The organism is Granulimonas faecalis (genome assembly GCF_022834715.1).
Taxonomy (GTDB): domain Bacteria; phylum Actinomycetota; class Coriobacteriia; order Coriobacteriales; family Atopobiaceae; genus Granulimonas; species Granulimonas faecalis.
In genome coordinates, this window is record NZ_BQKC01000001.1 from 620,482 (window position 1) to 634,154 (window position 13,673).

Here is a 13,673-nt window from a genome sequence, read left to right on the forward strand (position 1 = left end):
TCCGACAGGCCGTGCCCCTGCGGGGGCACGGCCCCGTGAAGGAAAGGAAGCACCATGGCAGAGAAGACCTTCACCATCAAGGGCGACATCGTCTGGTCGGCCGGCCCCACCGAGCTCGCCGCCGTCAAGGACGGCTACCTGGTGGTCGTCGACGGCCTCGTGGCCGGTGTGTTCCCCGAGCTGCCCGCGGAGTACGCGGACATCGAGCTCGTCGACAAGACCGGTATGCTCGTGATGCCCGGTCTCGTGGACGCCCACGTCCACGCCCCCCAGTACGCCTTCCGCGGCACCGGTCTCGACCTCGAGCTTCTCGACTGGCTCAACACCTACACCTTCCCCGAGGAGGCCAAGTACGCCGACCTCGACTACGCCGAGCGCGCCTACGACATCTTCGTCGACGACCTCAAGAACTCCGAGACCTGCCGTGCCATCGTCTTCGGCACGCTCCATGTGCCTGCCACCGAGATGCTCATGGACAAGCTCGAGGCCACCGGTCTCAAGAGCTACGTGGGCAAGGTCAACATGGACCGCAACGGCGCCCCGGGCCTCGAGGAGGACACCCGCCAGTCCCTGGCCGACACCGAGCAGTGGCTGGCAGACACCCGCGACCGCTACGAGAACACCAAGCCCATCCTGACCCCGCGCTTCACCCCGAGCTGCACCGACGAGCTCATGGAGGGCATCGGCAAGCTCAAGGCGGCCCAGAACGTGCCGCTCCAGAGCCACCTGTCCGAGAACCTCTCCGAGATCGACTGGGTGGCCGAGCTCTGCCCTTGGGCCTCGTGCTACGGCGACACCTACCTGCAGACCGGCCAGCTCGCGGGCCCGGCAAAGTCCATCATGGCCCACTGCGTCTACTCCACCACCAACGAGGTGGAGATCCTCAAGGGCACCGGCTGCTACATCGCGCTCTGCCCCGAGTCCAACGCCGACCTGGCCAGCGGCATCGCCCCGGTGCGCATGTACTTCGACCTGGGCATGAACCTGGCCCTGGGCAGCGACGTGGCCGGCGGCCCGCACCTGTCCATGTTCTCGGCCATCGCCCACACGGTCTCGCTGTCCAAGCTGCGCTGGCGCTGCGTGGACGAGTCGCTGAAGCCCATCACCATTCCCGAGGCCATCTACATCGCCACCGTGGGCGGAGGATCGTTCTTCGGCAAGGTGGGCACCTTCGAGCCCGGCTTCGAGGCCGACATCCTCGTCCTCGACGACTCCGGCATCCGCTCCACCGTCGACCTCGACACCCAGCACCGCCTCGAGCGCTTCTGCTACGAGGCCAACGCCGGCGGCCGCGTCGACGCCAAGTTCGTCGCCGGGCGCCAGATCTTCTAGGGCTAGCCCCGGACGCCTTCCATGGAAGGGGGCCGCATCCCACCGGATGCGGCCCCCTTCTCTTATATATGTGCGTGGGTCGGGGAGGGCGGTCAGCGGCCCCCGTCGTCCTTGGCCCCCTCGGCCGCGGCCTTGGCCTCGTCGAGGTAGCTGTAGAGGGTGTACTTGGAGATGCCGAAGTAGGAGCACACCTTCTGGCTGGACTGGCGCACCAGGAAGGCGCCGGAGTCGTTGAGAAAGCCGATGGCCTTGATGCGCTCGGCCTTGTTCATGAGGGCCACGGGCTTTCCCACCAGGCGCACGCTCTGCTCGATGAGGTCGTCGAGCAGGTCGGAGACGTTGTGGGGGATGGTGGGGGCGTTCTCCTCGGCCGAGGCCTCATGGGCGGTGAGGGTGCCGATGGAGTTCTGGGCGGCCACGAGCATCGTGATGTCGAAGTTGATGGAGAGCAGGGCCGTGGGCCTGCCGTCGTCGTCGCGGTAGAAGACGGTGCTCGACTTCAGGATGCGGCCGTCCTCGGTGCGGGTGATGTAGGCGTAGCGGTCCTGGAGGGCCCGTGGGTCGCCGCTGAGCGACTGGAGCACCACGTTGGAGGGGCCGTCCCCGATGAAGCGGCCGCTCACGTGGCCGTTCTCGATGGCCACCACGGTGTGCTGGGGGTCGGCGGCCTCGAGGTCGTGGATGACCACCTCGCAGTTGGGGCCGAACTGGGCGGCCAGGCCCTTGGCCAGGCGGCTCAGAAACTCGATTCGTGCTGACGTCACGGATGCTCCTCCCACCATGGGGTCCCGATGGTTAGACAGTATAGAGGTCCGCGGCGGTATCCCCTCGTTTTTTGTCGATATTCCCACAAGGGAATAACGGGGGACAAGGAAAAAAGTAATGATTAGGGGAGTGGGGGAGGGCGCCGCCCTTCCGGTCCACGGTGAACGGTCCCTGTAAAAATCAGCCGCCGGCGCTGGTGGTTTCTTCCGCTTGCGCCGCAAATCGACCGCACGCCGAGAGCGCGGGGGCATCCCTTCCTTCTCATGCCAAGATGGGATACAGACAAAAAGTTTGGCTCCAAAACGCAAGCTGTATTTTGTCTGAACGGCCGGACATCCGGTCCGGGTCCTGTCCTTGGGGCGAACACGGATGGCGGGGCATGAGAGGGCCCATGCCACGGTCTGTTTTAGTCGTAGCTGATCTGCGACACGGCACAAGGAGACACCCTATGCTGCTTATCGGTAACGGAAGGGTCATCACCCGCGACGCCGCCAACCCCTACCTCGAGCAGGGGGCCGTCCTCATCGACGGGGACACCATCGTCGAGGTGGGCGACGAGGCGGCCCTCAAGGCTGCCAACCCCGGCGCCGACTACGTCGACGCCCACGGCGGCGTCATCATGCCGGGCCTGGTCAACTGCCACACGCACATCTACTCCGGCCTCGCCCGCGGCCTGGCCATCAAGGGCTGCGACCCCCACAACTTCCTCGAGAACCTCGAGCAGCAGTGGTGGAACATCGACCGTCACCTCACCCTCGACGGCACCCGCGCCTGCGCCTATGCCACGGTCCTCGACTCCATCCGCGACGGTGTGACCTGCATCTTCGACCACCACGCCAGCTTCAAGGAGATCCCGGGCTCGCTCTTCGCCATCAAGGACGTCTGCGCCGAGCTCGGCATGCGCGCCTGTCTCTGCTACGAGGTCTCAGACCGCGACGGCGTCGAGAAGCGCGACCAGGGCATCAAGGAGAACGCCGACTTCGCCCGCTGGTGCGCCAAGGAGGACTCCTCCATGATCGCCGCCATGTTCGGCGGCCACGCCACCTTCACCCTCTCCGACGAGACCATGGACCTCATGGCCGAGGCCAACGACGGCCTCACGGGCTTCCACATCCACGTGTCCGAGGGCATGAACGACGTCTACGACTCCCTGGAGAACCACTACGGCGTGCGTCCGGTGGAGCGCCTGCTCAACCACGGCCTGCTCGGTCCCAAGACCATGCTCGGCCACTGCATCCACGTCACCCCGGCCGAGATGGACATCGTCAAGGAGACCGGCACCTGGCTCGTCAACAACCCTGAGTCCAACATGGGCAACGCCGTGGGCTGCTCGCCGGTTCTCGAGTTCTTCCGCCGCGGCATCCCCGTGTGCCTGGGCACGGACGCCTACACCAACGACATGCTCGAGAGTCTCAAGGTCTTCGTGGCCATCCAGCGCCACAACGCCGGCATGCCCAACGTCGCCTGGGGCGAGGCCATGGCCATGTTGTTCCAGAACAACCCCGCCATGGGCGAGAAGTACTTCGGCCGTACCCTGGGCAAGCTCGCCCCCGGCGCCGCCGCCGACGTGGCCGTCTTCGACTACAACGTCTTCACCCCGTTCTCCGAGGAGAACGTCGACGGCCACTTGCTCTTCGGCATGATGGGCAAGAACTGCCGCACCACCGTCATCAACGGCCGCGTGGTCTACAAGGACCGCGAGTTCGTGGACGTGGACGAGGCGGCCATCAACGCCTGGACCCTCGAGCAGTCGAAGCTCCTCTGGGGCGACCTCAACGACCGTCAGTACTGATCCTCACCCCAAAGGAAGCGGCCGGAACCCCCGGCCCCGACAGATAGGACACCCATGAGCGACATCATGCGCCCCATCGGCTTCGACCACCTCATGACCTGGATCCTCGACGAGTACCGCACCAAGGGCACCGTCTTCGGCGAGCAGCGCGTCGTGCGCTGCGACCCCGAGCGCGCCTTCCCCATCTTCGACGAGCGCATCGAGACCCCCTTCGGCATGGCCGCCGGCCCCAACACCCAGCTCGCCCAGAACCTCGTGGCCGGCTATGTGTGCGGTGCCCGGTTCTTCGAGCTCAAGACCGTGCAGAAGATGGACGGAGCCGAGCTCTCCGCCTGCGTCCCCAAGCCCTGCATCCTCGCGTCCGACGAGGCCTACAACTGCGAGTGGTCCACCGAGCTCACCGTGCCCCAGGCCTTCGCCGAGTACGTCAAGGCCTGGGTGGCCTGCAAGCTCATCGCCCGCGAGTTCGGCTTCGGCGACCCCGACGGCTTCGTCTTCAACATGAGCGTGGGCTACGACTACGAGGGCATCACCACCCCTAAGATCGACGCCTACATCGAGGGCATGAAGGACGCCTCCGACACCGAGGTCTTCAAGGAGGCCATCGCGTGGACCCGCGACCACCTCGACCTGTTCGAGGTGGTGGACGAGGCCTTCGTCGACTCCATCACGCCCCATGTCTCCGCCTCCATCACCGAGTCCACCCTCCACGGCTGCCCACCCGCCGAGATCGAGAAGATCGCCACCCACCTCATCTGCGAGAAGGGGCTCAACACCTACGTCAAGTGCAACCCCACGCTCCTCGGCTACGAGTTCGCCCGCACCACCCTCGACGGCCTGGGCTACGACTACGTCGCCTTCGACGACCACCACTTCGTCGAGGACCTTCAGTGGGCCGACGCCGTTCCCATGATCGAGCGCCTGCGCGCCCTCTGCAACGAGCGCGGCCTCGAGTTCGGCGTGAAGCTCACCAACACCTTCCCGGTCGACGTCACCCGCTCCGAGCTCCCCAGCGAGGAGATGTACATGAGCGGCCGCTCCCTCTACCCGCTCTCCATCGCCCTGGCCGCCAAGATCGCCGAGCGCTTTGACGGCACCCTGCGCATGTCGTACTCCGGCGGCGCCGACGCCCACAACATGGCCGACCTGGTCTCCGCCGGCATCTGGCCGGTCACCGTGGCCACCACCATCCTCAAGCCCGGCGGCTACGAGCGCCTCTCCCAGATAATGGGCCTGCTCACCGAGCTGCCCGGCGAGGCCTTCACCGGCGCCGACCCCGAGCGCATCGCCGAGCTCGCCGACGAGGCCGCCCACGGCGACGCATGCCGCAAGCCCATCAAGCCGCTGCCCGAGCGCCACATCCCCGGCGAGCTGCCGATCACCGACTGCTTCACGGCCCCGTGCCGCCACGACTGCCCCATCCACCAGGACATCCCCGGCTACCTCCGCGCCGTGGACGAGGGCCGCTACGCCGACGCCCTGCGCATTGTCCTCGAGCGCAACGCCCTGCCCTTCATGACCGGCACTCTCTGCCCGCACCACTGCACCGACGCCTGCATGCGCAACTACGTCGACGCCCACGTGCTCATCCGCGAGGCCAAGCTCGAGGCCGCCAAGCGTGGCTTCGCCGCCGTGGCCCCCGCCCTCGCCGCCACCGAGAAGTCCTCCGACCGCCGTGTGGCCATCGTCGGCGGCGGCCCCGCCGGCCTCGCCTGCGCCTGCTTCCTCACCCGCGCCGGTGTCCCCGCCACCATCTTCGAGCGCGCCGAGTCCCTCGGCGGCGTCGTGCGCCACGTGATCCCCGGCTTCCGCATCGCCGACGAGGACATCCAGAAGGACATCGACCTCTGCCTGGCCTACGGCGCCGAGGTGCGCTGCGGCGTGGAGGTGGACTCCGTCGACGCCCTCAAGGACGAGGGCTTCACCGACGTCGTCGTGGCCACCGGCGCCTGGGCCCCCGCACCCCAGGTCCTCTCCGAGGGTGGCGAGCTCGACGCCCTGGAGTTCCTGGCCCAGGCCAAGGAGTCCCCGGAGACCCTCGACCTCGGCACCGACGTCGTGGTCATCGGCGGCGGCAACACCGCCATGGACGTGGCCCGTGCCGCCAAGCGCATCCCCGGCGTCGAGAACGTGCGCCTCGTCTACCGCCGCAACCGCCGCTACATGCCCGCCGAGGAGGAGGAGCTTGTGTTCGCCCTCGAGGACGGTGTGGAGTTCATGGAACTCCTGAGCCCGGGCAAGCTCCACGAGGGCAGCCTCACCTGCGACGTCATGGCCCTCGGCGCCCCCGACGCCTCCGGACGCCGCCGTCCCGAGCCCACGGGCGAGACCGTCGAGGTGCCCGCCACCTCCGTCATCGTTGCCGTGGGCGAGAAGGTCGAGTGCGGCCTGTTCGAGTCGGCCGGCGTGGAGCTCACCGACCGCGGCATCCCCGCCGTGTCCGCCAACCTTGCCAGCAACGTCGAGGGCGTCTGGGTCTCCGGCGACGCCCGCCGTGGGCCGGCCACCATCGTGGAGGCCATCGCCGACGCCGCCGTGGTCGCCGCGTCTATCTCGGGCTGCGACTTCAACGGCCAGTCGGCCCAGAACATCGACCCCGAGTACGGCCGCGCCCTGGCCACCCGCGGCGACGTGGCCCACGACTGCGGTCACTGCACCCCCACCCGCTGCCTCGGGTGCCCCACGGTGTGCGAGGCCTGCGTCGAGGTCTGCCCCAACCGGGCCAACGTCGCCGTGCGCATGCCCGGCATGCGCCAGCGCCAGATCGTCCATGTTGACGGCATGTGCAACGAGTGCGGCAACTGCGCGGTCTTCTGCCCCTACTCCGAGGGCCGTCCCTACAAGGACAAGCTCACGGTGTTCTGGGGTGAGGAGGACTTCGAGAACTCCGAGAACGAGGGCTTCCTCGAGGTCGACGGCGGCGTGAAGGTGCGCCTCGACGGCCAGGTGGCCGTCTTCGACCCCGACGACGGCGACTGCGGGCTCCCCGACGGGGTCCGCAGGACCATCCAGGCGGTTCGGAGGGACTACGCCTACCTCCTCTGCAGGTAAGGGAGAACGAGGACCGTTCGACTTCAAATAGTCGAACGGTCCTTCTCATGGGACCGGAATTCAAGGGAACAGATATTTCAGTAGGAAGGAGTGTCCCGTGGAAGACGTCTACACCTTCACCGTCAACGGGTGCCAGGTGAGCACCTCCGAGAAGAAGCCCCTGTTGCGCTTCTTGCGTGACGACCTGCACCTCACCTCCGTCAAGGACGGGTGCAGCCAGGGAGCCTGCGGCACCTGCACCATCGTCGTCGACGGCAAGGCCCAGAAGGCCTGCGTGCTCAACACCGCCAAGGCCGAGGGCAAGACCATCGTCACCTGCGAGGGCCTCACCGACGCCGAGAAGGACGCCTTCGTCTACGCCTTCGGCGCCAAGGGCGCCGTCCAGTGCGGCTTCTGCACGCCCGGTATGGTCATGGCGGCCAAGGCCCTCATCGACGGCAACCCGGACCCCTCCGAGGACGACGTCAAGAAGGCCATCAAGAACAACATCTGCCGCTGCACCGGCTACAAGAAGATCATCGAGGCCATCCAGCTGGCCGCGGCGGTGCTGCGCGGCGAGGCCCCCGTGGACGAGGCCCTCGAGAACGGCGCCGACGGCTTCGGCGTGGGCGACCTCGCCTTCCGCCTGGACGTCCGCGAGAAGGTGCTCGGTTACGGCCAGTACCCCGACGATATCTACGAGGAGGGCATGGTCCACGCCAGCGCCCTGCGCACCCCGCACCCCCGCGCCCGTGTGGTCTCCATCGACACCTCTGATGCCCTCGAGGTCCCCGGCGTGCTCGCCGTGCTCACGGCCGAGGACGTCCCCGTCAACAAGGTGGGCCACCTCCAGCAGGACTGGGACGTCATGATCGCCGAGGGCGACGTCACTCGCTGCGTGGGCGACGCCGTGGCCCTCGTCGTGGCGGAGAACGAGCGCGCCCTCGAGGAGGGCAGGCGCGCCGTCAGGGTGGAGTACGAGGTCCTCGAGCCCGTCCGCAACGTGCATGAGGCCGCCGCCGAGGGCGCCCCCGCCATCCATGAGGGCGGCAACCTCTGCCAGCAGCGCCACATCACCCGCGGCGACGCCAAGGCGGCGCTCGCCGAGGCGGCCCACACCGTCACCGAGAGCTTCACCACGCCCTTCACCGAGCATGCGTTCCTCGAGCCCGAGTGCGCCGTGGCGTGGCCCACGGAGGGTGGCGTGCGCATCGTCACCACCGACCAGAGCGTCTTCGACACCCGCAAGGAGGTCGCCCACATGTTCGGGTGGGACGACGAGCCCGAGCGCGTGGTGGTGGAGAACGCCCTTGTGGGCGGCGGCTTCGGCGGCAAGGAGGACGTCTCCGTGCAGCATCTGGCCGCCCTCGCGGCCCGCGCCGTGGGCCGTCCGGTGAAGGCCAAGCTCACCCGCGACGAGTCCATCCGCTTCCATCCCAAGCGCCATGCCATGGAGGCCACCTTCACCGTGGGCTGCGACGCCGACGGCGTCCTCGTGGGCCTCGACTGCGACGTCTACTTCGACACCGGCGCCTACGCGTCGCTCTGCGGTCCCGTCCTCGAGCGCGCCTGCACCCACGCCCCGGGCCCCTACTGCTACCAGAACACCGACATCCGCGGCTACGGCTACTACACCAACAACCCGCCCGCCGGCGCCTTCCGCGGCTTCGGCGTCTGCCAGACCGAGTACGCCCTCGAGGTCTGCCTCGACCTCCTCGCCGAGAAGGTGGGCATCTCGCCCTGGGAGATCCGTTACCGCAACGCCATCGAGCCCGGCAAGGTGCTGCCCAACGGCCAGATCGCCGACTGCTCCACCGCCCTCAAGGAGACCCTCGAGGCCGTGCGCGACGTCTACGAGGCCAACGCCGACCACGCGGGCGTGGCGTGTGCCATGAAGAACGCCGGCGTGGGCGTGGGCCTGCCCGACAAGGGCCGCGCCCGCATCGTGGTCCGCGACGGCGTGGCCTGCGTCTACTGCGCGGCCTCCGACATCGGCCAGGGCTGCAAGACGGTCTTCGCCCAGATGGCCTGCGAGGCGTCGGGGCTGCCCCTGGACAAGGTGCGCATGATGCCCGTGAGCAGCGAGCTCGGCCCCGACTCCGGCACCACCTCCGGCTCGCGCCAGACGCTCATCTCCGGCGAGGCCGTGCGCATGGTGGCCGCCGACCTCCGGGCCGACCTCGACGCGGCCGGCGGCGACCTCGCGGCCCTCGAGGGCCGCGAGTACTACGAGGAGTTCTTCGACCCCACCGACAAGCTCGGCGCCGACGTGCCCTATCCCAAGAGCCACGTGGCCTACGGGTTCGCCACCTCCGTGGCCATCCTCGACGAGGAGGGCTACGTCGACCAGATCTGGCAGGCCCACGACTCCGGCAAGGTGGTCAACCCCATCGCCATCCAGGGCCAGATCGAGGGCGGCGTGCTCATGTCCATGGGCTACGGCCTCACCGAGGACTTCCCCCTCAAGGACTGCGTGCCCACGGCCAAGTACGGCACCCTGGGGCTGCTCAGGGCCGACCGCATCCCCGACATCCACGCCATCTACGTCGAGAAGGACGAGCTCCTGCCCTTCGCCTACGGCGCCAAGGGCATCGGCGAGATCAGCTCCATTCCCACGGCCCAGGCCATCGCCGGCGCCTACATGGCCCGCGACGGCAAGGTCCGCAACAAGCTCCCCATGGAGGACACCCCCTATGCTAGGAAGCCCAAGAAGGCCGCCAAGATGACGCCCGAGCAGATCGCCGCCGCCATGGCCGCCAAGAAGGCCGCCAAGAAGGCCGAGTAGGGGAGCGTCGGCAGGAAACCGCGCATCCCCGGGGCCCCAGCCCCGGAGGCGCCAGGAGATCTTTTGAAAGAAGGTCGATCGATGAAGGAGTTCAAGGAGGTAGGAAGGCCGCTCAAGAGAGTTGACGCCTTCGACAAGGTCACGGGCAGGGCCAAGTACTGCTACGACCTCCTGCCCACGGACCACCTGGTGGCCAAGATGGTGCTCGCCACCGTCGGCAACGGCCGCGTGGTGTCCATCGACACCAGCGAGGCGGAAGAGATTCCCGGCGTGGTGGGTGTCTACACCTGCTTCGACCCCGACCTTCCCCAGCAGCCCTTCGGCACCGCCGGCCACCCCTGGTCGTGCGACCCGGGCCACCAGGACATCCAGGACCGCAACATCCTCACCCAGCGCGTGCGCCAGTACGGCGACGTCGTGGCCGCGGTCGTGGCCGAGGACACCGTGGCGGCCGACCGCGCCGTGCGCGCCGTCAAGGTGGAGTACGAGGAGTACCCGCTCGAGCTCACGCGCTTCGAGGCCGTGGACCGTCCCGAGGACTTCCCGCCGCTGCACGAGGCGCGCCCCAACAACATCATCGCCCACGTGGACAACCGCACCGAGGTCCAGGGCGGCTACGAGACCGTCGAGCAGATCCTCGACGACCCCCAGTGGCACCGCACCCACATCGAGGTCAAGACACCGCGCCAGTCCCAGGCCCACATCGAGCTCTGCCTCTCCTTCGCCTACGGCGAGGGCGACCGCATCGTGGTGGTCTCCTCCACGCAGCTGCCCCACATCTGCCGCCGCATCGTGGCCCAGGCACTCGGGCGCCCGTGGGGCGACATCCGCGTGATCAAGCCCTACATCGGCGGCGGCTTCGGCAACAAGCAGGACATCCTCTACGAGCCCCTCAACGCCTGGCTCTGCGAGAAGGTGGGCGGCCGCTGCGTGCTGCTCGAGCTCACCCGCGAGGAGGTCTTCGCCTACACGCGCTCCCGCCAGCCCAAGGAGTGCCACATCGACGCCGCGTGGGACGACGACATGAACCTCAAGGCCCGCAGCCTCGAGGGCTGGTCCAACCAGGGCTCCTACGCCGCCCACGGCCACGCGCTCATGGCCAACACCGCCAACTCGTTCCGCCAGGAGTACTCCGCCAAGGAGCTGGCGCACCACGGCGTGGCCACCACGTTCTACTCCAACGAGACCTGCGCCGGCGCCATGCGCGCCTACGGCGTGCCCGAGGGCAACTGGGCGGCCGAGGTGCTCATGAGCGACATCGCCTACGACATGGGCTGGGACGGCGCCGAGTTCCGCCTCAACAACTTCATGGAGCTCGGCTACAAGGACCCGTTCTGGCCCGGCCCCCTCTGCTGCTACTCCCGCGGCATCGACGAGTGCGTGGCCAAGGGCAAGGAGCTCATCGGCTGGGACGAGAAGCGCGCCGCCTACAAGGACCAGACCGGCCCCGTGCGCCGCGGCGTGGGCATGGCCCTCTTCTCCTACAAGACGTCGGTGGCCGGCCTCTCCCTCGAGACCTCCAACGTCCGCATGCACCTCGCCCAGGACGGCTCCATCATGCTGCAGATGGGCGCCACCGAGATCGGCCAGGGCGCCGACACCGTCTTCTCCCAGATGGCCGCCGAGACCGTGGGCGTGCCCACCGAGACGGTCCACATCGTCAGCCAGCAGGACACCGACGTCACGCCCTACGACTCCGGCGCCTACGCCAGCCGCCAGACCTACGTGGCCGGCACCGCCTGCCGCAAGGTGGCCGAGGAGCTGCGCGAGAAGATCCTCGACTACGCCGCTTTCCTCAACCCCAAGCGCCAGGGCCCCTTCGACATGCGCGACGGCGTCATCTACGACGTCGCCGGAAACGAGGTGACCACCATCGGCGAGGTCTCGATCCAGTCGTACTACCACCCCACCAACGCCAAGCAGATCGAGGCCCAGGACGGCATCAACGTCCAGGAGAACACGTTCGCCATGGGCGCCTGCTTCGTCGACCTCACCGTGGACATCCCCATGGCCAAGGTCACGGTCAACGACGTGGTGGAGGTGCACGACTCCGGCGTGATCATCAACCCCAAGACCGCGGAGCAGCAGGTCCACGGCGGCATCGCCCAGTCCGTGGGCATGGCGCTCTCCGAGGAGCTGCTCACCAACCCCAAGGACGGGTCCATCCGCAACAACAACCTGCTCGACTACAAGATCCCCACCATGATGGACCTGCCCGACCTCACGGCCGACTTCGTGGAGACCTACGACCCCACCGGCCCCTACGGCAACAAGGCGCTCGGCGAGTGCCCGTGCATCCCCGCCGCCCCCGCGGTGCGCGATGCGATCCTCAACGCCACGGGCGTCAAGTTCTACGAGGCGCCCATGACCCCTCAAAGGCTCTTTGAGGGATTCAAGAAGGAGGGATTGATCTAACCTATGTATGACATCACCTACTTCCACGAGGCAACGAGCGTCCAAGACGCCGTGAGGCACCTCACCGAACACCCCGAGGCCAAGGTGATCGCCGGTGGCACCGACGTCCTGGTCCAGATCCGCGAGGGGCGCTTCGGCCCCACGGAGCTGGTGTCCATCCACGAGCTCAAAGACGAGCTCTGGGGCGTTACCCTCACCGACGACGAGACCATCTGCATCGGCCCGATCACCTGGTTCCAGGCGGTGAACCGCGACCCCATCTGCCAGGAGCGCATCCCGGTGCTCTGCGACGCCTGCGACACCCCCGGCGGCCCCCAGCTCCGCGTCTCCGGCACCATCGGCGGCAACGTGGCCAACGGCATCACCTCGGCAGACACCGCCTCCACGCTCTTCGCCCTCGGCGCCAGGATGGTGCTCGAGGGGCCCGACGGCCAGCGCGTGGTGCCCATCGAGGAGTGGTACGCGGGTCCCGGCAAGACCGTGCGCGAGCAGAACGAGCTGCTCGTCTCCATCCAGATCCCCCGCGACCATTACGAGGGGTTCACCGGCGACTACATCAAGTACGGCAAGCGCAACGCCCTGGAGATCGCCACCATGGGGTGCTGCTGCCTGGTCAAGCTCGCCGCCGACCATGAGACCATCGAGGACGTCCGCTTCGCCTACGGCGTGGCCGGCCCCAACCCGTGCCGTTCCAAGGCGGCCGAGGACGCCGCCCGGGGCAAGACCGTGGCCGAGGCGGCTGCCGTCGTGGGCGACGCCGCCCTGGAGGACCTGCACCCCCGCGACTCCTGGCGCGCCTCCAAGGACTTCCGCATGCAGCTGATCAAAGAGATGACCCGGCGCGCTCTGGTGAACGCCGCCAACAAGGGAGGTTCCAGCGCATCATGGAAATGAGAATCCTGAGCTGCACCGTCAACGGCAAGCCCGTCCAGGTGGGCTACGACGTCCGCGAGTGCCTTCTCGACACCCTGCACGACCGCCTCGGCCTCACCTCCGTCAAGCGTGGCTGCGAGGTGGGGGAGTGCGGCGCCTGCACCGTCCTCATCGACGGCGTGGCCACCGACACCTGCCTCTACCTCACCGCGTGGGCCGAGGGCAAGACCATCGAGACCGTCGAGGGTCTCCAGGCCGCCGACGGCACCCTCGACCCCGTCCAGCAGGCCTTCATCGACGAGTTCGCCGTCCAGTGCGGCTTCTGCATCCCCGGCATCATCATGTCGGCCGAGGAGCTCGTGCGCTCCGGCAAGACCTACACCCGCGACGAGATCCGCAAGGCCCTCTCGGGGCACCTCTGCCGCTGCACCGGCTACCAGAACATCGTCACCGCTGTTGAGAAGGCCGTGAACCTCGTCAACGGCATGGTGGGGGAGGACGGCGGCGCCGCCTGACGCCCGGAACGTGACCGTGCGGCGCCCCAGGACCTGGCGGGAGCGGGGCGCCGCACGGAATGCAAGGAGACAGGGGACCGGCGGGAGGGCTCGAGGGCCCGCCTCTCGGCCGACTGTACCTTAGCTTCGAGCATACTCCTCGGACTCCCGCCATAGCACCCGCGTC

8 protein-coding genes are annotated in these 13,673 nt (G+C 68.0%); 7 read left to right on the forward strand and 1 reads right to left on the reverse strand.

All coding sequences use genetic code 11. The features are described 5' to 3' along the window. The first annotated feature begins 54 nt into the window (after window positions 1–54). Window positions 55–1,332, forward strand: a complete 1,278-nt coding sequence (locus OR600_RS02850) for an amidohydrolase family protein (RefSeq protein ID WP_135978672.1) — start codon at window positions 55–57, stop codon at window positions 1,330–1,332. Between the two features lie 92 nt (window positions 1,333–1,424). Here OR600_RS02850 and OR600_RS02855 read toward each other — a convergent pair whose 3' ends face one another. Beyond that, window positions 1,425–2,096, reverse strand: a complete 672-nt coding sequence (locus OR600_RS02855) for a helix-turn-helix transcriptional regulator (protein WP_251164049.1) — start codon at window positions 2,094–2,096, stop codon at window positions 1,425–1,427. 449 nt (window positions 2,097–2,545) lie between these two features. On the opposite strand from OR600_RS02855, the gene ssnA reads away from it, so the two are divergent. From ssnA to xdhC, 6 genes are all read left to right on the forward strand, one after another. Next, complete coding sequence (ssnA, locus tag OR600_RS02860; protein ID WP_135978670.1) at window positions 2,546–3,889, forward strand: putative aminohydrolase SsnA; 1,344 nt, start codon at window positions 2,546–2,548, stop codon at window positions 3,887–3,889. A gap of 54 nt (window positions 3,890–3,943) precedes the next feature. Further along, window positions 3,944–6,940: a putative selenate reductase subunit YgfK gene (gene ygfK, locus OR600_RS02865; protein ID WP_265590614.1), complete on the forward strand. Its 2,997-nt coding sequence runs from the start codon at window positions 3,944–3,946 to the stop codon at window positions 6,938–6,940. Window positions 6,941–7,037: 97 nt separating this feature from the next. After that, complete coding sequence (xdh, locus tag OR600_RS02870; protein WP_204407046.1) at window positions 7,038–9,704, forward strand: selenium-dependent xanthine dehydrogenase; 2,667 nt, start codon at window positions 7,038–7,040, stop codon at window positions 9,702–9,704. 81 nt (window positions 9,705–9,785) lie between these two features. Further along, window positions 9,786–12,119: a xanthine dehydrogenase subunit XdhA gene (gene xdhA / locus OR600_RS02875; protein ID WP_135978667.1), complete on the forward strand. Its 2,334-nt coding sequence runs from the start codon at window positions 9,786–9,788 to the stop codon at window positions 12,117–12,119. Between the two features lie 3 nt (window positions 12,120–12,122). Then, a complete protein-coding gene (gene xdhB / locus OR600_RS02880) occupies window positions 12,123–13,013 on the forward strand; it encodes a xanthine dehydrogenase subunit XdhB (protein ID WP_135978666.1) in 891 nt (296 codons plus the stop codon). Continuing rightward, window positions 13,004–13,507 (forward strand): xanthine dehydrogenase subunit XdhC, encoded by a 504-nt coding sequence (gene xdhC / locus OR600_RS02885; RefSeq protein ID WP_135978665.1) that lies wholly within the window; start codon window positions 13,004–13,006, stop codon window positions 13,505–13,507. Before xdhB ends, xdhC begins: the two co-directional genes overlap by 10 nt. The last annotated feature ends 166 nt before the right edge of the window (window positions 13,508–13,673 follow it).